At 62.6% G+C, this 20,280-nt stretch carries 19 protein-coding genes and 1 tRNA gene; all 20 read right to left on the bottom strand.

The annotated features are described in order from the left end of the window. Nucleotides 1-75: 75 nt before the first annotated feature. Nucleotides 76-1,512 carry an NADH-quinone oxidoreductase subunit NuoN gene (nuoN, locus tag LQ952_RS12160; RefSeq protein WP_200172554.1) on the bottom strand — a complete coding sequence of 479 codons (1,437 nt, stop codon included), beginning with the start codon at nt 1,510-1,512 and terminating at the stop codon, nt 76-78. A gap of 18 nt (nt 1,513-1,530) precedes the next feature. Beyond that, entirely contained in the window at nt 1,531-3,045 is a 1,515-nt protein-coding gene (locus LQ952_RS12155) for an NADH-quinone oxidoreductase subunit M (RefSeq protein ID WP_238622905.1), read from the bottom strand. 57 nt (nt 3,046-3,102) lie between these two features. Beyond that, complete coding sequence (gene nuoL / locus LQ952_RS12150; protein ID WP_238622904.1) at nt 3,103-5,103, bottom strand: NADH-quinone oxidoreductase subunit L; 2,001 nt, start codon at nt 5,101-5,103, stop codon at nt 3,103-3,105. Nucleotides 5,104-5,106: 3 nt separating this feature from the next. Further along, complete coding sequence (gene nuoK, locus LQ952_RS12145; RefSeq protein WP_238622903.1) at nt 5,107-5,412, bottom strand: NADH-quinone oxidoreductase subunit NuoK; 306 nt, start codon at nt 5,410-5,412, stop codon at nt 5,107-5,109. 146 nt (nt 5,413-5,558) lie between these two features. Further along, nucleotides 5,559-6,152, bottom strand: coding sequence for an NADH-quinone oxidoreductase subunit J (locus tag LQ952_RS12140; protein ID WP_238622902.1), 594 nt, complete (start codon nt 6,150-6,152; stop codon nt 5,559-5,561). Between the two features lie 18 nt (nt 6,153-6,170). After that, nucleotides 6,171-6,662 (bottom strand): NADH-quinone oxidoreductase subunit NuoI, encoded by a 492-nt coding sequence (gene nuoI / locus LQ952_RS12135; RefSeq protein WP_238622901.1) that lies wholly within the window; start codon nt 6,660-6,662, stop codon nt 6,171-6,173. A 14-nt stretch (nt 6,663-6,676) separates the two neighbouring features. Beyond that, a complete protein-coding gene (gene nuoH, locus LQ952_RS12130; protein ID WP_430733772.1) occupies nt 6,677-7,729 on the bottom strand; it encodes an NADH-quinone oxidoreductase subunit NuoH in 1,053 nt (350 codons plus the stop codon). A gap of 27 nt (nt 7,730-7,756) precedes the next feature. Further along, nucleotides 7,757-10,141 (bottom strand): NADH-quinone oxidoreductase subunit NuoG, encoded by a 2,385-nt coding sequence (gene nuoG, locus LQ952_RS12125; protein WP_238622899.1) that lies wholly within the window; start codon nt 10,139-10,141, stop codon nt 7,757-7,759. A gap of 32 nt (nt 10,142-10,173) precedes the next feature. Beyond that, a complete protein-coding gene (gene nuoF / locus LQ952_RS12120; RefSeq protein ID WP_238622898.1) occupies nt 10,174-11,454 on the bottom strand; it encodes an NADH-quinone oxidoreductase subunit NuoF in 1,281 nt (426 codons plus the stop codon). A gap of 6 nt (nt 11,455-11,460) precedes the next feature. After that, nucleotides 11,461-11,967, bottom strand: coding sequence for an NADH-quinone oxidoreductase subunit NuoE family protein (locus LQ952_RS12115; protein ID WP_238622897.1), 507 nt, complete (start codon nt 11,965-11,967; stop codon nt 11,461-11,463). Then, complete coding sequence (locus tag LQ952_RS12110) at nt 11,967-13,220, bottom strand: NADH-quinone oxidoreductase subunit D (protein WP_238622896.1); 1,254 nt, start codon at nt 13,218-13,220, stop codon at nt 11,967-11,969. The genes LQ952_RS12115 and LQ952_RS12110 overlap by 1 nt, the downstream gene beginning before the upstream one ends. Further along, nucleotides 13,213-13,938 (bottom strand): NADH-quinone oxidoreductase subunit C, encoded by a 726-nt coding sequence (locus LQ952_RS12105; RefSeq protein WP_238622895.1) that lies wholly within the window; start codon nt 13,936-13,938, stop codon nt 13,213-13,215. Before LQ952_RS12105 ends, LQ952_RS12110 begins: the two co-directional genes overlap by 8 nt. A gap of 27 nt (nt 13,939-13,965) precedes the next feature. Then, nucleotides 13,966-14,442: a NuoB/complex I 20 kDa subunit family protein gene (locus LQ952_RS12100; RefSeq protein WP_090204666.1), complete on the bottom strand. Its 477-nt coding sequence runs from the start codon at nt 14,440-14,442 to the stop codon at nt 13,966-13,968. Further along, on the bottom strand, nt 14,433-14,789 hold the full coding sequence (locus tag LQ952_RS12095; protein ID WP_008931995.1) for an NADH-quinone oxidoreductase subunit A: 357 nt from the start codon (nt 14,787-14,789) through the stop codon (nt 14,433-14,435). Before LQ952_RS12095 ends, LQ952_RS12100 begins: the two co-directional genes overlap by 10 nt. Nucleotides 14,790-15,156: 367 nt before the next feature. Beyond that, nucleotides 15,157-15,241 (bottom strand) — tRNA-Leu (locus LQ952_RS12090). A gap of 114 nt (nt 15,242-15,355) precedes the next feature. Next, entirely contained in the window at nt 15,356-15,706 is a 351-nt protein-coding gene (gene secG / locus LQ952_RS12085; protein WP_238622894.1) for a preprotein translocase subunit SecG, read from the bottom strand. A 7-nt stretch (nt 15,707-15,713) separates the two neighbouring features. Further along, nucleotides 15,714-16,475: a triose-phosphate isomerase gene (tpiA, locus tag LQ952_RS12080; RefSeq protein WP_238622893.1), complete on the bottom strand. Its 762-nt coding sequence runs from the start codon at nt 16,473-16,475 to the stop codon at nt 15,714-15,716. Between the two features lie 75 nt (nt 16,476-16,550). Then, the gene (gene glmM / locus LQ952_RS12075) at nt 16,551-17,903 is read right to left on the bottom strand and encodes a phosphoglucosamine mutase (RefSeq protein WP_238622892.1); all 1,353 of its coding nucleotides are present in this window, start codon (nt 17,901-17,903) and stop codon (nt 16,551-16,553) included. Nucleotides 17,904-17,959: 56 nt separating this feature from the next. Next, on the bottom strand, nt 17,960-18,766 hold the full coding sequence (gene folP, locus LQ952_RS12070) for a dihydropteroate synthase (RefSeq protein ID WP_238622891.1): 807 nt from the start codon (nt 18,764-18,766) through the stop codon (nt 17,960-17,962). A 123-nt stretch (nt 18,767-18,889) separates the two neighbouring features. Beyond that, a partial coding sequence (gene ftsH, locus LQ952_RS12065; protein ID WP_238622890.1) for an ATP-dependent zinc metalloprotease FtsH occupies nt 18,890-20,280 on the bottom strand: 1,391 nt, incomplete at its 5' end.

Genomic DNA, 20,280 nt, shown 5'->3' with positions numbered 1-20,280 from the left:
GGCAGGTTGGCTGCCGCCAGGGCGATGAGAAGATAGAGCCACACGGTAACCTGCAAAAGATCCATACCCCCTCCCCTACCGGACCGCTGCAGTCAGCGACATCAGGATGCCGGGGAAGATCCCCAGACCCAGCATCAGCAGACCGTTGACCGACAGCACCACGTTGAAATCCATGCCCCGGGACAGTTCGGTCCGATCCTCCGGCTTGTCGAAGTACATGAACTTGATGATGCGCAGGTAGTAGAAGGCACCGATCACCGACATCAGGACGGCGAACACGGCTATCCAGACGAAGTCCACCTGCACCACCGCCTGCAGCACCGCCAGCTTGGCATAGAAACCCAGGGTAGGCGGCAGGCCTGCCATGGAAGCCATCAGCAGCAACATGATGAAGGCAAACCAGGGACTGCGTTCATTCAGGCCGCGGAAATCCTGGATGTTGTCCGCCTCGAAGCCCTGGCGGGACAGATACAGCACCATGCCGAAGCCGCCGGCTGCCATCAGGGCATAGGCGATCACATAGAACAGGGCCGCCGCATTCCCCTCCGTCGTCCCGGCCATGACGGCCAGCAGCACGAACCCGACGTGGGAAATGGTGGAATAGGCGAACATGCGCTTGATGTTGGTCTGGGCGATGGCCACCACGTTGCCCACCGCCAGGGAAAGCACCGCCAGGATCAGCAGCATGCCTTGCCAGTCCGCGTGCAGCGGCCCAAGGCCATCCACCAGTAGGCGCATGATGATGGCCAGAGCGGCGATCTTGGGCGCCGTGCCGATAAACAGAGTCACCGGTGTGGGCGCGCCGTGGTACACATCCGGCAGCCACATGTGGAAGGGCACCGCCCCCAGCTTGAACGCCAGGGCCACCACCACGAAGGCCAGGGCGAACACCAGGGCCATGTTGAATTCACCAGAGGCCGTCAGGATGCCCGCGGTCACACCGGCGATGTCCAGGGTACCCGTGATGCCGTAGAGCATGGACATGCCGTAGAGCAGTACGCCCGAGGCAATCGACCCCAGCACGAAGTACTTCATGGCGGACTCGGCCGCCTGGGTGGAATCCCGATTGAAGGCCACCATGGCATAGAGGCACAGGGACAGTAGCTCAAGCCCGAGATAGAGGGTGAGCAGGCTGTTGGCCGAGATCATCACCATCATCCCCAGCACCCCGAACAGCCCCAGGACATAGAACTCACCCTGGTACAGATCCCGGCTCATCAGGTAGGGCCGCGCATAGAGGAAGACCACCGCCGAAATCAGCAACACCACCGACTTGAGCAGATCCGACATAGGATCGGCCACGAAGGTACCGGACATGGTGATCCGTACCTCCGGCGCCGCCAGCCACAGGGTCAGCAGCAGGGCGCCCAACAGGGAGAACTGAGCCAGTCCGTAGGTGATGTCACGCCGGGCCTGGGGGATGAACAGATCCGCCACCAGGATGAAGCAGCCCATGCCCAGCAGGAAGAGCTCGGGAATGACGGGGATGAAGTCCGGAATCTCAAAGGTCATATCGGCATCCAGGAGAGCTTAGAGCTTGGAAACGGCGATATGCCGCACCAGGTTGTCCACGGTGGCGGCCAGCACATCCAGCAGAGGCGCCGGCCAGACCCCCAGCAGGAGTACGGCAAAGGCCAGCACGCCCAGCACCCAGAACTCGCGCCGGTTCACATCCGTCAGCCCGGCCACGTTGTCGTTGGCCACTTCGCCGTAGACCACCCGTTTCACCAGCCACAGGGTATAGGCCGCGGCCAGGATCAGGGTAGTGGCGGCCAGCAGGGCGATCCAGAAGTCGGCCCGGAAGGCGGCCAGGATCACCATGAACTCGCCCACGAAGCCCGAGGTACCCGGCAGCCCCGTATTGGCCATGGCAAACAGCACGAAGAAGGCGGCAAACCAGGGCATGGTGTTGGCCACACCACCGTAATCGGCGATCCGGCGGCTGTGCATGCGGTCATAGAGTACGCCCACACAGAGGAACATGGCCGCGGAGATCAGGCCATGGGAGATCATCTGCACCATGCCGCCACTGATCCCCAGGGCGGCCCCCTGCCAGGAGCCGGTGTTGTTGTAGATCATGAAGACGATGAAGAAGCCCAGGGTCACGAAGCCCATGTGGGCGATGGAGGAATAGGCGATCAGTTTCTTCATGTCCTGCTGCATCAGCGCCACCAGACCGATGTAGACCACGGCGATCAGGGACAGGGTGACCATCAGCCAGTCCAGGGCCATGGCCGCGTCCGGGGCGATGGGCAGGGAAAAGCGCAGGAATCCGTAGCCGCCGATCTTCAGCATGATCGCCGCCAGGATCACCGAACCGCCGGTGGGCGCCTCCACGTGGGCGTCCGGCAACCAGGTATGGACCGGGAACATGGGGATCTTCACCCCGAAGGCCAGCAACATGCCCAGGAAGATCAGGGTCTGGGCGGTCATACCCAGGGGCAGATGGTGGAAATCCAGGATGGCGAAGCTACCGGACTGGGTGTACAGGTAGATCAGGCCGATGAGCAGGAAGACCGAGCCCAGGAAGGTGTAGAGAAAGAACTTGAGGGTGGCGTAGATCCGGTTGGGACCGCCCCAGATGCCGATCACCAGGAACATGGGGATCAGCATGGCCTCGAAGAAGACATAAAACAGCACTGCATCCAGGGCCGAGAAGACCCCGATCATCAGGCCCTCCATGACCAGGAAGGCCGCCAGGTACTGGGATACCCGATACTGGATCACCTCCCAGGCGGCGATGACCACCAGCACCGTGGTGAAGGTGGTGAGCAGGATCAGCGGCATGGAGATCCCGTCCACGCCCAGATGGTAATGGATGTTGAAGGTGCTGATCCAGGGGATCATCTCCACGAATTGCATCTCGTGGGTGCCGCGGTCGAAGAGCGTGAACAGCGGGATACTCACCAGGAAGGTCAGCACCGCGAAGGCCAGGCCCACGCGCCGGGATGCCTCGGGCATCCGGTCACCCATGGTCAGGACGATCAGGCCGCCGAGAATCGGCGTCCATATCACAAGAGAGAGCAGTGGCCAGTCAGCGAACATTATTTCTTCCCAGTGGAATCCTGCGTTGATCCTGTCGTTGCACCCAGCACGACCGCGCTAGAAGGCAAACGCCATGATGAGTACCAGCAGACCGATGATCATGGCGAAGGCGTAGTGATAGACATAGCCCGTCTGCACTTGGCGCACCTGCCGGGATGCCCAGCCCACCACCCTGGCGCTGCCGTTGACGAGGGTCGTGTCGATCAGCAACGTGTCGCCAAAGCGCCACAACCACTGCCCCAGGCGCTGGGTGCCCCTGGCGAACACCACATCATTGAACTGGTCGAAGCCGTAGCTCCGGTTCAGCAGGTCATAGGCCCAGGGAGCGCGCCGGCGTGCGTTGTCGGCAATGTCCGGACGTTTCGTGTACACGTACCAGGCCGTGGCCAGACCCGCCATCGCCAGCCAGAAGGGCGGCATCGCCAGACCGTGGGTGATATAGCCCATGACCCCGGTATAACTCTCGCCCAGACGGGCCAGCACATCCCGGGTCTCGTCCACATGGATCACCCCGGCGAAGAAATCACCGAACAGCAGGGGGCCGACGAAATAGCCCGCCAGTACCGAAGGGATGGCCAGCAGGATCAGGGGTACGGTCACCACCCACGGCGATTCCTTCGGGTCGCCCTGCAGGCCGTGACCATGCCCGTCATGGTCGTGGCCGTGATCGTGGTCGGTGCCGGGCGCCGCATGGCGGAAACGCTCCTCGCCGTGGAACACCAGGAAGAACATGCGGAAGGTGTACAGGGCAGTGACGAACACGCCCAGCAATATCAGCACGTAGGCAATACCCGCCCCCGGAATCTCCGACAGGGACACGGCCTCGATGATGCCGTCCTTGGAGAAGAAGCCGGCCAGGCCCGGGAAGCCGATCAGGGCCAGGGAGCCGATCAAGGCGGTGGCATAGGTGATGGGCATGTACTTGCGCAACCCCCCCATGCGACGGATGTCCTGCTCATGATGCATGGCCATGATCACCGAACCGGCCGCCAGGAACAAAAGGGCCTTGAAGAAGGCATGGGTCATGAGGTGGAAAATCCCCGCCGCATAGGCGGAGGCCCCCAGGGCCACGGTCATATAACCCAGCTGGGACAGGGTGGAATAGGCCACCACCCGCTTGATATCGTTCTGCACCAGCCCCACCAACCCCATGAAGAAGGCGGTGACGGCACCGATGATGAGTACGAAGCCCAGTGCGGTCACGGAGAATTCGTACAGGGGCGACATGCGCGCCACCATGAAGATCCCCGCCGTCACCATGGTAGCCGCATGGATCAGGGCCGAGATGGGTGTGGGGCCTTCCATGGAGTCGGGCAGCCACACATGCAGGGGCACCTGGGCCGACTTGGCCATGGCACCGATGAACAGCAGGATACAGGCCACGGTCAGCAGGGACCACTCGGTGCCCGGTAGGACACTGATGCCGGCCTGGGACATGCCTTCCGCCTGACCGAAGACGGTGGCGTAGTCCAGGCTGCCGGTGTAGAAGACGATGGCGGCAATCCCGAGCACGAAGGCAAAGTCCCCCACCCGGTTGACGATGAAGGCCTTGAGGTTGGCATGGATGGCGGTGGGCCGCTTGAACCAGAAGCCGATGAGCAGGTAGGACACCAGGCCCACGGCCTCCCAGCCGAAGAACAGCTGCATGAAGTTGTTGGCCATCACCAGCACCAGCATGGAGAAGGTAAACAGGGAGATCAGGGCAAAGAAGCGCTGGTAGCCCGGATCCTCATGCATGTAGCCGATGGTGTAGATGTGCACCATCAGGGAGACGAAGGTCACCACCAGCATCATCAGGGCGGTGAGGTTATCGATCAAAAAACCCACCTCGAAGCGGATGCCGTCGCTCACCAGCCAGGTGTACACGGTCTCGTTATAGACCCCGCCCCCGCCGAACACGTGATGCCAGAACACCACCAGGGAGAGCAGGAAGGAGACGGCCACCCCGGCGACGGTAACGGTATGGGCCCCGGTCCGCCCCAACTGTTGGCCGAACAGGCCGGCGGCAATGGCCCCGAACAGGGGGGCGAGAACGATGAGCAGATAGATAGTATCCATGCCCTACCCCTTCATCTCGTCCAGATCCTGGACGTTGATGGTCTGTCGATTACGGAACACCAGCACCAGGATGGCCAGGCCGATGGCCGCCTCCGCCGCTGCCACGGTGAGAATGAAGAACACGAATATCTGCCCCGACAGATCCCCCAGATAATGGGAGAAGGCGACAAAGTTCATGTTCACCGCCAGCAGCATGAGCTCGATGCACATGAGCAGGAGGATCAGGTTTTTCCTGTTCAGGAAGATCCCGGTGACGCTCAGTGCGAACAGGATCGCCCCAAGGATGAGGTAATGCGACAGAGGAATCATGCTTGGTCCCGTTTTTGGCCCAGCGCAGGTCTCGCCACGGCGCCCGCTTGGGTGTTTTCGTTCAGCCCTGTAGATTCACTCGAACCCGTCCGCCAGGCCGATCCGGCCACGGCAGACGGGTTCAGGGTCCATCGGCCCATGTGACGCTACTTCTTTTCCGCTTCCATCTTGATCAAGCGCACGCGGTCCTTGCGCTGCACCCGGACCTGTTCCGCCGGGTCCATGTAAAGACTGTCGCGCCGACGCCGCAGCGTCAGCACGATGGCCGCAATGATCGCCACCAGCAGGATCACGGCGGCAATCTCGAAGGGATACACGTACTCGGTATAGAGCAACCGACCGATGGCCTCGGTGTTGCTGTAGTCCGCATCGGCGCGGCCGGGGGACTCCACCTGGAACACCTTGGCACCCACCACCATGGCCATCACCACCATCATGCCCACGGCCACCACCAGCCCCACCGGCAGCAGGCGCGCAAACCCCTCCCTGACCCGGGCCACGTTGATGTCCAGCATCATGACCACGAACAGGAACAGCACCATCACCGCACCCACGTACACCAGCACCAGCAGGATGCCGAGGAATTCCGCCTCCAGCATGATCCAGTGAGCGGCGCAGGTGAAGAAGGCCAGCACCAGAAACAGGGCCGCATGGACGGGATTGCGCACCGTGATCATGGCCACGGCCGAACCCACCAGGACGGTGGAGAAGAAGTAGAACAGAAACTGTTCGAAACTCATGACGGGCAGTCCCCCTGATCAGCGGTAGGGCGCATCGACGGCACGGGCGGCGGCAATCTGCGCTTCGTTCTTGTCACCGATGGCCAGCAGCTTGTCCTTGGTCATGATCTGCTCGCCGCGATTTTCGAAGTGGTAGTGCATGATGTGGGTCTCCACAATGGAATCCACCGGGCAGGCCTCTTCGCAGAAGCCGCAGAAGATGCACTTGAACAGATCGATGTCGTAGCGGGTGGTACGACGGGTACCGTCATCCCGCTGCTCCGACTCGATGGTGATGGCCAGGGCCGGACACACCGCCTCGCATAACTTGCAGGCAATGCATCGCTCTTCTCCGTTAGGATAGCGGCGCAGGGCGTGCAGGCCGCGGAAACGGGGTGAGATCGGTGTGGTCTCGTCCGGATACTGGACGGTAATCTTGCGGGCAAAGAAGTGCCGGCCGGTGAGCTTCAGGCCCAGCAGCAGTTCCCACAGCAGGAAGGTCTTGAAGAACTGGCGAATCGCCGTGCTCATAATGAAAGCCTCCCTCACGCGAACCAGGGACCGACGCCCAGGGCGACGGCCACGCCCAGGACAAACAGCCATATGATGGTCACGGGAATCAGCACCTTCCAGCCCAGTCGCATGATGTGGTCATAGCGATAGCGCGGGAAGGTGGCGCGGAACCAGAGGAAACAGAACAGGAAGAAGGCCGTCTTGATCAGCAGCCAGTGGATGCCGCTGTCCAGCACCCAACCGATCAGCGGCAGGTCGAAGGTGCTCTCGGGCAGGATGCCCTGGAAGGGCGACAGCCAGCCACCCAGGAACAGCAGGGCGGTCAGGGCCGAAATCAGGATCATGTTGGCGTATTCGGCCAGGAAGAAGATGGCAAAGGCCATGCCGGAGTATTCCACATGGAAACCGGCAACAATTTCCGACTCGCCTTCCGCCACATCGAAGGGCGCGCGGTTGGTCTCGGCCACCCCGGAAATCAGGTAGACCAGGAACAGGGGGAGCAGGGGCAGCAGGAACCAGTGGTAGACACTGCCCTGCTGAGACATGACGATCTCGCCCAGGTTCAGACTGCCGGCGGCCATCACCACCCCCACCAGGGCAAAGCCCATGGCGATCTCGTAGGAGACGATCTGGGCGGCGGAACGCATCCCCCCCAGCAGGGCGTAGCGGGAATTGGAGGCCCAGCCGGCGATGATGATGCCGTAGACCCCCACCGAACTCAGGGCCAGCAGGTAGAGCAGGCCGGCATTGATGTCCGCCAACACCATACCGTCGTCGAAGGGGATCACCGCCCATACCGCCAGGGCCGGCGCAATGGCCAGTACCGGCGCAATCAGGAACAGGTACTTGTCCGAATTACTGGGGATGATGACTTCCTTGAGCAGGAGCTTGAGGGAGTCGGCAATGGGCTGCAGCAGGCCCCTGGGTCCCACTCGGTTGGGTCCCACCCGCACCTGCATGTAGCCGATCACCTTGCGCTCGGCGAGGGTGGTGTAGGCCACCACCAGCAACAGGGGTCCCACGATCATCGTGATCTTGGTCATGATCTGCATGATCACGGGTAACCCGTCCCAGAATTCCATCATGGCTTGCTGCATGCTCGGACCCCGACCTTAAACCTTGTGCAGTTCCACCGGCCCGTAAGCGGGGCCGAGGGTGCTTGTTTCCGTGATGCCACCCGGCAGCCAGACACAGCCGGCGGGTACCGTATCGTCGATCACCAGCCCCATACGGGCGGTCAGCTTGCCCTGGCGCACCACCACTTCCTCGGCCCCCAGCAGATCCTGACTGCGGGCCTCGACTTCATTGAGGCGGGCCGCACCGTCCCGGGCCTCCGGCGTCTGTTGCAGCGGCAGGGACCGGCGTACCAGACTGTCCACCCCATACATGGCGGTCGCGGAGACCCGCTGCAGCCCGGCAGGTCTGGGCGGCAGGGCCAGGGCACGGCCTTCCAGGGGGACCCGGTTCTCGAAACCGGTGACGCCCGCCTCGGCCAGGCGTACCTTGAGTTCGTCCCTCACCTCTTCCGAGGAAAGGTATTCGAATCCGGAGAGATCGCTCATGTTGCCCAGTACCCGCAATACCTTCCAGGCGGGACGGGTATCCCCGGGCGGCGTGGCGGCGCCGGGCACACTCTGCCAGCGGCCTTCCACATTGACCCAGGTTCCCGAGGTTTCGGCAAAGGTGGCAATGGGCAGCAGCACATGGGCATGGCGACGCAGACTATCGGTGACAAACGGCGTCATGGCCACCACAAACTCTGCCTCCTGCACGGCTCGCAGGGCTTGAGCAGGGTTGTCACAATCCAACTCCGGTTCCACATTCAACAGCACACAGGCCTTGATACCGTCGGCCAGCATGCTCCGGACATGACGTCCCCCGGCTTGCAGGGCAACCCCGGCCGCGCCCCGATGGGGGACCGCTCCCGCCAACCAGGCACCGGCGGCATTGCCGCCTTCGGGCAAATACCCCTGGCGGGCGCCGGTGATCTCGCACAGGGCACCCGCCAGGGCGCCCAGCAGGGCAAACTGGGGATGATGCATGGCCTGGGTGCCCAGGAGTACGTGCCCCTGCGCCCCTGCCTGGACCAGCACTTCGGCCATGGCCGTATCAACAGCATCGGGCTTGATGGCCTTGAGCACGTCGGCCAGGGCCGCCGGCGCGGATTGCCCCTTCCGAGTCAGTGCCGCCTGCAGTACCCCCGCCAGGGCGGTGAGCATGCCGTGGGGGTCAGTGACCCGCTGATGAGCCAGCGGGAAATGAAAACCAAAATCCCGCGGATTGATGGCCATCACCGGCCGTCCCCTGAGGGCCGCCCTGCGCAGACGATGGGCCAGCAGGGGCTGTTCCTTGCGGACATTGCCACCCACCAGCAACAGACCGCCGGTCTCGTCCAGATCCTCCAGGCTGCTGCCCAGATAAGGGAATAGGGGCGCCTGATCCTGATCCGAAAAATCCGTCTGCCGCAAGCGGTGATCCAGTGACTGGATCCCCAGGCCCCGCAGCCACTGCTGGGCCAGATAGAGTTCTTCCAGGCTGGACTGGGGCGACAGCAGGGCGCCGCTCTCGGCGGCCGGCAGCGCCCGCAGTCCCTCAACGGCCCGGGCCATGGCCGTTTCCCAGTCGGTGCTCACCCACTCGCCCTTGTCACGGATCATGGGGGTGGTAAGGCGATCCTCCGACTGCAGTCCGGCATAACTGAACCGGTCACGGTCCGCGATCCAGGTCTCGTTTACGCCGTCGTTGCGACGGGGCACCACCCGTTTGGCCTGACCGTTATAGCTATGCAGGAACAGGTTGGAACCCACGCAGTCATGGGGAGAGATGGTCGGATGCTGGATCAGTTCCCAGGCCCGGTAGGTGAAGCGGGACGGCTTGGCGGTCAGCGCCCCTACCGGACACAGGTCGATAACATTGCCCGACAGTTCGGACACCACGGTACGCTGGATAAAGGTGCCGATCTCCATCCGTTCACCCCGGCCGGTGGCCCCCAATTCCCGCATGCCGGCGATCTCCTCGCCAAAGCGCACGCAGCGGGTGCAATGAATGCAGCGGGTCATCTCGGTGGCGATCAGGGGACCGATGTCCTTGTCCCTGACCACGCGCTTGGCCTCGCTGTAACGAGACAGGTCCTCACCATAGCCCATGGAGACATCCTGCAGTTCACACTCCCCGCCCTGGTCACAGACCGGACAGTCCAGGGGATGGTTGATGAGCAGGAATTCCATCACCGCCTTCTGGGCGGCCAGGGCCTTGGGCGAGCGGGTGTAAACCTTCATACCCTCGGCCACCGGCGTGGCGCAGGCGGGCATGGGCTTGGGAGCCCGTTCCACTTCCACCAGGCACATACGGCAGTTGGCCGCCACCGACAGCTTCTCGTGGTAGCAGAATCGAGGGATGCGGATACCGGCGGCATCCGTCGCGGCGATCAACATGCTCCCTTTCCTGGCTTGCAGGGGGATGCCGTTGACCTCGAAGTTGACCAGATCGTCACTCATGCTTCACTTCCCGTTGCCCCGTTCCGCACCCGTCAGGCCGCGTCCGCCACCAGGCTGCGACCGTGCTGAATGTAGTGTTCGAACTCGTGTCTGAAGTGCTTCACAAAACTGCGCACCGGCATGGCGGCGGCATCGCCCAGGGCACAGATGGTTCGCCCCTCGATCTTGGCGGCCACATCGTCCAGGCGTTCCAGGTCTTCCATGCGGCCCTGGCCTTCCACGATGCGCGTGACCATGCGGTAGAGCCAGCCCGTACCCTCTCGACAGGGAGTGCACTGGCCGCAGGACTCGGCGAAGTAGAAGCGGGAGATGCGTTGCAGCACCTTGACCATGTCGGTGGTCTCGTCCATAACGATGACGGCACCGGAACCCAGCATGGAACCCACCTTGGTCACACCGTCATAGTCCATGGTCGCGGTCATCATGAGATCACCCGGCACCACCGGCACGGAGGAACCACCGGGGATCACCGCCTTGAGCTTGCGCCCCTTCCAGATACCGCCGGCCAGGGCCAGCAGGTCGGCAAACGGGATCCCCATGGGCACTTCATAGTTGCCGGGGCGTTCCACATGACCGGAGACCGAGAACAGCTTTTCACCCCCGGCGCGCTCCACCCCCAGATCGGCAAACCACTTGCCCCCTTCACGCAGGATGGCGGGCACCGAGGACAGGGTCTCGGTGTTGTTGATGGTGGTGGGCCGGCCGTAGAGACCGAAGTTGGCCGGAAACGGCGGCTTGAACCGGGGCATGCCCTTCTTGCCTTCCAGGGATTCCAGCAGAGCGGTTTCCTCGCCGCAGATGTAGGCCCCGGCGCCCAGAGTGGGATAAAGGTCAAAATCGATGCCGCTGCCCTTGATGTTCCGCCCCAGCCAGCCGTGGTCATAGGCCTCCCTCACCGCCTGGCTGAAACGCTGGTAGGGCTCGTCCATGAACTCGCCGCGCATGTAGTTGTAACCCACGGTGGCGCCGATGGAATAGCCGGCGATGATCATGCCCTCCACCAGGGCATGGGGATTGAAGCGCAGGATGTCCCGGTCCTTGCAGGTGCCCGGCTCGGATTCATCCGAGTTGCACACCACGTACTTCTGGCCCGGCGCCGTGCGCGGCATGAAGCTCCACTTGAGACCCGCCGGGAATCCGGCACCGCCGCGGCCTCGCAGATTGGATGTCTTCACCTCTTCGATGACCTGGTCCGGCGTCATCTTCTGGGCGATGATCTTTTCCAGGGCCTGGTATCCCCCCACCTTGAGATAGTTCTCATAGGTCCAGGGCTCATCGAACCGGCGGGTGATGAAGCAGATGCGGTTGGTCATGGGCGCCTACTCCAGCTTGTCCAGGATCTCATCCACCTTCTCGGGGGTGAGATGCTCGTGATAGACGTGGTTCACCTGCATCATGGGGGCGCCGCAGCAACCCGCCAAGCACTCCTCCTCCTTTTTAAGGAAGAAGCGGCCGTCGGGGGTGGACTCACCCAACGTGATGCCCAGTTTGTTTTCCACATGTTCGAGGATCTTGTCGGCACCACGCAGCATGCAGGAGACATTGGTGCAGACGGAAATGCTGTGACGCCCCACCGGCTCCAGCTCGAACATGGAGTAGAAACTGGCCACCTCGTAGACGGCGATCTCGGGCATGCCGATGTACTCAGCCACCGCATCCATCATCTCGGCACTCAGATGCCCCTGCTCATGCTGGACGGCCCGCAGGGCCGCCAGCACCGCGGACCGGCGGCGATCTTCCGGATAGCGGGCCAACCACTGATCGATCTCCTCGCGCAGATGCGCATCGAGCAGGCTGGCCTTCCCCTTGGTCTGCTTGGCTGACATCAGCGATCAATCTCCCCGAACACGATATCCAGGCTGCCGATCAGGGTGACCACGTCGGCAAGCATGTGGCCCCGGGACATCTCGTCCAGGGCCGACAGATGAACGAACCCCGGGGGGCGAACCTTGACCCGGTAGGGCTTGTTGGCCCCGTCGGAGATCAGGTACACCGCGAATTCCCCCTTGGGATGCTCCACCGCCGAGTACACCTCGCCCTCGGGCACGCAATAACCTTCGGTGTAGAGCTTGAAGTGATGAATCAGAGACTCCATGTCCGCCTTCATCTCCTCCCGCGGCGGCGGCGCGACCTTGTGGTCGTCGAGCATCACCGGACCCGGATTGGCCTTGAGCCAGTCCACGCACTGACGGATGATGCGGTTGGACTGGCGCATCTCTTCCACCCGAACCAGATAGCGGTCGTAGCTGTCGCCGTTGACCCCCACCGGGATATCGAAGTCCATGCGATCATAGACGGCATAGGGCTGCTTCTTGCGCAGATCCCAGGCCACCCCGGAACCGCGCAGCATGGGTCCGGTCAGCCCCATCTGCAGGGCGCGCTCCGGACTGACCACGCCGATCCCCACGGTCCGCTGCTTCCAGATGCGGTTATCCGTGAGCAGGATCTCATATTCATCCACGTGGGTCGGGAAGCGGTTGGTGAAATCCTCGATGAAATCCAGCAGGGAACCGGAGCGGTTCTCGTTGAGACGCTTCACATCCGCCGGGCTCTTCCAGCGGGAGGTCTGGTACTGGGGCATGGTGCCGGGCAGGTCCCGGTTGACGCCACCGGGACGATAATAAGTGGCGTGCATGCGGGAACCGCTGACTGCCTCATAGCAGTCGATGAGGTCCTCGCGCTCGCGGAAACAGTACAGGAACATGGTCATGGCGCCCACGTCCAGGGCGTGGGTGCCCAGCCACAGCAGGTGGTTCAGGATCCGCGTGATCTCGTCGAACATGACGCGGATGTACTGGGCCCGCAGCGGCGGCTCGATCCCCATCAGGCGCTCAATGGCCTTCACATAGCCGTGTTCGTTGACCATCATGGACATGTAATCCAGGCGATCCATGTAGCCGATGCTCTGGTTGTACGGCTTGCTCTCGGCCAGTTTCTCCGTACCCCGGTGGAGCAGGCCGATATGGGGATCGGCACGTTGCACCACCTCACCGTCCATCTCCAGCACCAGCCGCAGCACCCCGTGGGCAGCCGGGTGCTGGGGGCCGAAGTTAAGCGTGTAATTGCGAATCTCAGGCATCGGCGGACGTCTCCTCGGCGGCATCGTCCAGATGACGATGATCCTTGCGGATCACCCGGGGCACCAGGACCCGGGGGGTGATGGTCACGGGCTGGTAGATCACCCGGCGCTGTTCCGGGTCGTAGCGCATCTCCACATGCCCCACCAGGGGAAAGTCCTTGCGGAAGGGATGGCCGACAAAGCCGTAGTCGGTGAGGATGCGGCGCAGGTCCGGGTGACCATTGAAGACGATGCCGAACAGATCAAAGGCCTCCCGCTCGAACCAGTTGGCACTGTTCCAGACCTCGACCAGGGAGGGCATGGCGGGAAATTCGTCGTCCTCGCAGAACACCCTGATCCGCAGGCGATGATTATGGGCCACCGAAAGCAGATGGTAGACCACCGCAAAGCGGGGATCGGCGCGTTGGGAAACCGGTGGTGTCTCATCGAAGGTGAACCGACCGAAGGTGGCCTTCTCCACCCCGCGACTGAAACCCTCGGCAGTGGAAGACTCGGTGCTCCACTCCGTGACCCCGTAGGCGGAATAGTCCACGCCGCAGACATCCACCAGCATATCGAATCCCAGTTCGGGGTCCCGGCGCAATGTCCTGGCAACCCTCAGCAGGTCTCCCGCAGAGACTTCGAGGGTCAGTTCATCACAGGCCCGGTGTATGCCCCGGATCTGATCCCTGATTTTTTCTTCCAGGCACGCGGCCAGTCTGTCGAGTTTCTCGCTCATCGTGAAGTCCAGGCTGGGGACCGCCGGCTAGCGGGCTATGGTCTGAGTGCGACGGATCTTGTTCTGCAACTGCAGAATGCCGTACAGCAGGGCCTCCGCGGTAGGAGGACATCCGGGGACATAGACATCCACGGGCACGATGCGGTCACAGCCGCGAACCACCGAGTAGGAGTAGTGATAGTACCCTCCCCCGTTGGCGCAGGACCCCATGGAAATGACCCAGCGGGGTTCGGCCATCTGATCGTAGACCTTGCGCAGGGCGGGTGCCATCTTGTTGCACAGGGTGCCGGCCACCACCATGACGTCCGACTGACGTGGACTGGGGCGGAAGATCACGCCCAGGCGGTCCATGTCATAGCGGGCGGCACCGGCATGCATCATTTCGATGGCGCAGCAGGCCAGACCGAAGGTCATGGGCCAGAGAGACCCGGTACGGGCCCAGTTGATGAGCTTGTCTGCGGAGGTAGTGACAAAGCCCTTTTCCAGGACGCCCTCTATTCCCATTCCAAGGCCCCCTTCTTCCACTCGTAGATGAAGCCGATCACCAGGATACCCAGAAACATGGCCATGGCGAGCAGACCGAACATACCGATCTCGTCCAGGGCCACCGCCCAAGGGAAGAGAAAGGCAATTTCCAGATCGAATATGATGAAGAGAATAGCCACCAGGTAGAACCTGATGTCGAATTTCATGCGGGAGTCTTCAAAGGCTTCGAAGCCGCACTCGTAGGGCGAATCCTTGGCGCTATCAGGCTTGCGTGGCCCCACGGCCATGCCGATTGCCAGGGGGATGACGCCGACAAGCAGCCCGATGCCAATGAACACCAGTATTGGCAGGTAGTTTTCCAGCATTTCCCTCTCCTCCTGACCCATCGCTAACGGGCATGAGACAGGACTTGGTGATTTTTCGTGTACCCATGACTTAAGTCCAGGCACATCTTTTTATTAGTTATTTGAGCCGGCGTAAAGTGCCAATGCTTCTGAAGTCCGGGCGAGTCTAGGACACCCATAAAAAAAGTGTCAAGCTCCCAATAAAACCAATGAATTGATGAACCAGCAAATTATTTTGATGACCCGCAATATCCAGCCTATGGAAGGGCTGGTTTGCCGCCACAAAATCCCATCGACGGACAGGCACCGGATTCACCGGACAGGGTGACTCACTCGGAAAAAACCGAGGCCTGCTCTGGATGCAGGATCAGGACTGAAAGGATAAAGATGGTGCAGATGGTCGGACTCGAACCGACACGGCTTTCGCCACCGCCCCCTCAAGACGGCGTGTCTACCAATTCCACCACATCTGCAATATCGACTACTGAGGTCCCGGCAGCTTGCCGCGCTGCGTCAGCTTGGCCGCCGGACCGGCATTCTATCAGAAACCGCGCCGGGGTGAACCCCGAATTTCGCTTTATTTCCAATCAATTCGGCACATCAGCAGGCACATCACGCGCACCGTTGGCGGGCACCTGATCCACCGGCTGCTCGATGACACGCGGTGCGGTGTCGATCAGATCGATGACGCTGGGCGCCTCGGGCCGGTTGGCCACCAGATACGCCAGCGCCAGGCTGTTGACGAAAAAGGCGGTGGCCGTGAAGGCGGTGGCGCGACTGAGGACATTCGCAGAACCACGGGCCCCGAAGACGGTGGCGGAGGCGCCGCTGCCGAACGCCGCACCGGCATCCGCACCCTTACCGTGCTGCAGCAGGATCAGGGCGATCAGTCCAATGGCCAGGATGACCTGGATAACGAGCAAAATGCCATACAGCATGACGATTTCAACCTGCTTGTTCTGCGGCCTTGCAGATTGCCAGGAAATCCGAGGCCTTGAGTGAGGCGCCGCCGATCAGGCCGCCATCGATATCGGGTTGTGCAAACAGCTCGGCGGCGTTATCGGCTTTGACGCTGCCGCCATACAGGATACGAACCTTCTGCGCCACGGCCGGATCCCGGTCCGCCAGACGGGCGCGGATAAAGGCGTGGACCGCCTGCGCCTGTTCCGGCGTGGCGGTCCTGCCGGTACCGATGGCCCAGACGGGCTCATAGGCAATCACGGCATCCGCCAGGGCTTCAATCCCCACCCGCTCCAGCACGGCATCCAGCTGGCGCGCCACAACGGATTCGGTGACCCCGCCTTCACGCTCTTCCAACAACTCACCCACGCACAAAATGGGGGTGAGACCATGGCGGCGGGCGGCGGCAAACTTACGCGCGGTAAAGGCATCATCCTCACCGTACAGGGCACGGCGTTCGGAATGACCCACGATCACGCACGTGCATCCCATGTCCCGCAGCATGTCGCCGGACACCTCGCCGGTGAAGGCACCGCTGTCCTGATCCGACACATCTTGGGCGCCCAGGGCGATCCTGCCATCCCGGCACAATCCCGCCACCTGTTCCAGATACACGAAAGGCGGACAGACCGCCACGTCCACCTTGCCCAGACCGCTCACGGGACCCACCAGTTCCTGCATCAGGACCTGGTTGGCATTGCGTGAACCATTCAACTTCCAGTTACCGGCTACCAGGGGCCTGCGCATGAATCTGCTCCTGAGTTCGCACTGCGTGTTGTATGGAGCCGGGAATCCTACCTTCGCGGCGCGGATAAATCAATTTCATCCTGTCTCGGCGGCCCGGCGTACCACTTCCGCCAGTTCCTGGGCAATACGTCCCACCAGACGCATGTCGGACCCTTCCACCATCACGCGCACCAGGGGTTCGGTACCCGAGGGACGCAACAGGACGCGCCCGCGACCGGCCAGGGTGGATTCGGCAGCCTTCAGCGCCGCAGCAATCTCCTGGTGATCCAGCAACGTGGCACGGGGCATGGCGGCGTTGATAGGTACGTTCACCAAGGTTTGCGGGTACTTTTCCATCACCGCCTTCAGCGCCGACAGCGGCCGTCCCGAAGAACGCATGACCTCAAGAATCTGCAGGGCTGCCAAGATACCGTCTCCGCTACTGCTGCGATCCAGGCAGATCAGATGCCCGGAGGACTCCCCCCCCAGCACCCAGCCCTCCGACTGCAGGGCCTCCATCACATAGCGGTCCCCCACGGCGGCACGGCGAAACGGGATCCCCTTGGCCGAGAGGGCCTGCTCAAGACCTAGATTGCTCATGAGGGTGCCCACCACCCCCCCCTGCAGGATGCCGTCCTCGTGCCGGGCCAGGGCGATGATGCACAAGGCCTGATCACCATCCACCACCTCACCCTTTTCGTCCACCAGGATCAGGCGGTCGCCGTCCCCGTCCAGGGCGATGCCCAGGTCCGCCTGATGAAACAGCACCGCGGTCTGGAGCTGCTTGGGATGAAGGGAGCCACAGCCCTCATTGATATTGAAACCGTCCGGCTCCACGCCGACGGGAATCACTTCGGCGCCCAATTCCTCAAACACATGAGGGGCCACCGCATAGGTGGCACCGTGAGCGCAGTCGACGACGATCCTGAGTCCACGCAAGGTCGTGCCGGTGGGAATCGTGCCCTTGCAGAATTCGATATAGCGACCGGCGGCATCCACCATCCGCTCCACCTTTCCCAGGTCAGCGGAATCCACCGTCTCCATGGGTTTCTCCAACTCCGCCTCAATGGCCTGCTCCACGGCGTCCGGGAGCTTGCTCCCATTGGTGGAGAAGAATTTGAAACCGTTGTCGTAGTAGGGATTGTGAGAGGCGCTGATGACGATGCCGGCCGAAGCGCGGAAGGTGCGGGTCAGATAGGCCACGGCAGGGGTCGGCATGGGGCCGAGGAGGCGGATATCCACGCCGGCGGCGGACAGGCCGGCCTCCATGGCGGACTCGAACATGTAACCCGAGACCCGGGTGTCCTTGCCGATCAGGACCAGGCCCTTGCCGTCCTGTGCCAGCACCCGTCCGGCGGCCCAGCCCAGGCGCAGGGCAAAGTCCGGGGTCATGGGATGATGTCCGACACGGCCGCGGATGCCGTCGGTACCGAAGTATTGTCTTTCCATGGTCTTACCTGAGTCTGTCAGTGAGTCTGCCGGGGCAGTCTTGTCGTTATCATTGTCTATCCCAGGGCGGCCAGGACCCGCAAGGCATCCCGGGTGGCCCCCACATCGTGGACACGCAGAATCCGGGCACCGCGCTGGGCTGCCAGCAAGGCCGCCGCCACGCTCCCCGTGACCCGTTCCCGGGGCGGGCGATCATCGCCGAGCATTTTACCGATCATGCTCTTGCGGGACACGCCCACCAGCAGGGGCAGTCCATTGACCGCCAGCGCCGACAGGTGATTCATGAGGGTGAGATTATGCGCATGGGTCTTGCCGAAACCAAACCCCGGGTCCAGTACCAAGCGATCCTCGCGGATACCGGCCTCAAGGCAGGCGGCCACCCGCGCGGCGAGAAAATCGCGCACCTCCGCCACCACATCGTCATAACGGGGATCCACCTGCATGCTGCGGGGCTCTCCCTGCATGTGCATCAGACAGACCTGAGCGCCCGTCCCGGCCGCCACCGCCAGGGCGCCGGGGGCCTGCAGGGCGAAGACATCATTGATCATGCCGGCGCCGGCGACACAGGCCGCGCGCATTACCTCCGGCTTGCTGGTATCCACCGAGATCAGCGCATTCACCCGCGAGGCAATGGCCTCAACCACCGGGATGACCCGGTCCAGCTCTTCCTGTAGGGACACCCCGGCCGAACCCGGACGGGTGGATTCCCCTCCCACGTCAATGATGCCCGCCCCCTCCTCCACCATGGCAAGCGCCCGCTCGATTGCCTGTCCCGGGGCCAGGAAACGGCCGCCATCGGAGAAGGAATCCGGGGTGACGTTGAGAATACCCATGATCTGGGGCGGGTTGGTGCGATGGATCATGTCTTGCGTCCAGGGATTGGAAATTGACCGATGGCGGGGTACGAATAAAACAAAGAAGCCGCCCAGAGCAGGCGGCTTCTCCCAACGGGCCGTAACGGCCCGTTTCATACGGCCACGGGCGCATCAGGTCTGACTGGCGGGGCCGCCGATCACACCCTTGCCGTCGCCCTTCTCCTGGTCACGACCGGCTGCACCGCCACCGGCGCCCGGCTCGTTGCCACCGGTCCAGCCACCGGGCTCACGAGGCTCGCGACCTTCCATGATGTCGTTGATCTGATCCACGTCGATGGTCTCGAACTTGATCAGGGCGTCGGCCATGGTGTGGAGCCGTTCCATGTTGGCCTCGATAATCGTCTTGGCCCGCTCGTAACTGCTGTCGATGACGCGACGGATCTCCTCGTCGATGGCGTGTGCCGTCTCATCGGACATCTGCTTGCGCTGGGTCATCTGGCGGCCCAGGAAGACTTCACCCTCCTCCTCGCCGTAGGACAGGGGACCCAGGCGGTCGGAAAGCCCCCACTTGGTCACCATGTTGCGGGCAATGGCCGTGGCCCGTTCAATGTCGTTGGAGGCACCCGTGGTCACCTTGTCGGCGCCGAAGATGACCTCCTCGGCGATACGACCGCCGAACAGGGAGCAGATCTGGCTCTCCAGCCGGGTCTTGCTGTGGCTGTAGCGGTCCTCGTCGGGCAGGAACATGGTTACGCCCAGAGCACGGCCACGGGGGATGATGCTCACCTTGTAGACCGGATCATGCTCGGGCACCAGACGACCGACGATCGCATGACCCGCCTCATGATAGGCAGTCAACTTCTTCTCGTCGTCGCTCATCACCATGGACTTGCGCTCGGCGCCCATCATGATCTTGTCCTTGGCGCGCTCGAAATCGGTCATCTCCACTAGGCGCTTGTTGGAACGCGCCGCGAACAGGGCCGCCTCGTTGACCAGGTTGGCCAGGTCCGCACCGGAGAAACCGGGGGTGCCCCGGGCGATCAGGTCGGCACGCACGTTCTCGGACAGGGGAACCTTGCGCATGTGTACCTTGAGGATCTGCTCACGTCCGCGCACATCCGGCAGGGGCACCACCACCTGGCGGTCGAAGCGGCCGGGACGCAGCAGCGCCGGATCCAGCACGTCGGGGCGGTTGGTGGCGGCGATGACGATGATGCCCTCGCTGCCCTCAAAGCCGTCCATCTCCACCAGCAACTGGTTCAGGGTCTGCTCGCGCTCGTCATGGCCGCCACCCAGGCCGGCGCCGCGATGACGGCCCACGGCATCGATCTCGTCGATGAAGATGATGCAAGGGGCATGCTTCTTGGCCTGGTCAAACATGTCACGGACACGGGAGGCGCCCACGCCCACGAACATCTCCACGAAGTCGGAACCGGAAATGCTGAAGAAGGGCACCTTGGCCTCACCGGCAATGGCCTTGGCCAGCAGGGTCTTGCCGGTACCGGGCGAACCCACCATCAGGACGCCGCGGGGGATCTTGCCCCCCAGTTTCTGGAACTTGC

This window comes from Ectothiorhodospira lacustris, from assembly GCF_022227785.1.
Lineage (GTDB): Bacteria > Pseudomonadota > Gammaproteobacteria > Ectothiorhodospirales > Ectothiorhodospiraceae > Ectothiorhodospira > Ectothiorhodospira lacustris.
Note: the sequence above shows the minus strand (reverse complement) of the source record. Positions and strands in the feature narration are given on the sequence as shown.

Excerpts from the sequence above, each read along its gene's own strand:
- LQ952_RS12105 (WP_238622895.1), bottom strand. The coding sequence starts at position 13,938 with ATGAGCGAGAAACTCGACAGACTGGCCGCGTGCCTGGAAGAAAAAATC.
- LQ952_RS12115 (WP_238622897.1), bottom strand. The coding sequence starts at position 11,967 with ATGTCAGCCAAGCAGACCAAGGGGAAGGCCAGCCTGCTCGATGCGCAT.
- nuoF (WP_238622898.1), bottom strand. The coding sequence starts at position 11,454 with ATGACCAACCGCATCTGCTTCATCACCCGCCGGTTCGATGAGCCCTGG.
- LQ952_RS12155 (WP_238622905.1), bottom strand. The coding sequence starts at position 3,045 with ATGTTCGCTGACTGGCCACTGCTCTCTCTTGTGATATGGACGCCGATT.
- secG (WP_238622894.1), bottom strand. The coding sequence starts at position 15,706 with ATGCTGTATGGCATTTTGCTCGTTATCCAGGTCATCCTGGCCATTGGA.
- folP (WP_238622891.1), bottom strand. The coding sequence starts at position 18,766 with ATGATCCATCGCACCAACCCGCCCCAGATCATGGGTATTCTCAACGTC.
- glmM (WP_238622892.1), bottom strand. The coding sequence starts at position 17,903 with ATGGAAAGACAATACTTCGGTACCGACGGCATCCGCGGCCGTGTCGGA.
- nuoL (WP_238622904.1), bottom strand. The coding sequence starts at position 5,103 with ATGGATACTATCTATCTGCTCATCGTTCTCGCCCCCCTGTTCGGGGCC.
- LQ952_RS12110 (WP_238622896.1), bottom strand. The coding sequence starts at position 13,220 with ATGCCTGAGATTCGCAATTACACGCTTAACTTCGGCCCCCAGCACCCG.
- LQ952_RS12095 (WP_008931995.1), bottom strand. The coding sequence starts at position 14,789 with ATGCTGGAAAACTACCTGCCAATACTGGTGTTCATTGGCATCGGGCTG.
- nuoN (WP_200172554.1), bottom strand. The coding sequence starts at position 1,512 with ATGACCTTTGAGATTCCGGACTTCATCCCCGTCATTCCCGAGCTCTTC.
- tpiA (WP_238622893.1), bottom strand. The coding sequence starts at position 16,475 with ATGCGCAGGCCCCTGGTAGCCGGTAACTGGAAGTTGAATGGTTCACGC.
- nuoH (WP_430733772.1), bottom strand. The coding sequence starts at position 7,729 with ATGATGGAATTCTGGGACGGGTTACCCGTGATCATGCAGATCATGACC.
- nuoI (WP_238622901.1), bottom strand. The coding sequence starts at position 6,662 with ATGAGCACGGCGATTCGCCAGTTCTTCAAGACCTTCCTGCTGTGGGAA.
- nuoK (WP_238622903.1), bottom strand. The coding sequence starts at position 5,412 with ATGATTCCTCTGTCGCATTACCTCATCCTTGGGGCGATCCTGTTCGCA.
- LQ952_RS12140 (WP_238622902.1), bottom strand. The coding sequence starts at position 6,152 with ATGAGTTTCGAACAGTTTCTGTTCTACTTCTTCTCCACCGTCCTGGTG.
- LQ952_RS12100 (WP_090204666.1), bottom strand. The coding sequence starts at position 14,442 with ATGGGAATAGAGGGCGTCCTGGAAAAGGGCTTTGTCACTACCTCCGCA.
- nuoG (WP_238622899.1), bottom strand. The coding sequence starts at position 10,141 with ATGAGTGACGATCTGGTCAACTTCGAGGTCAACGGCATCCCCCTGCAA.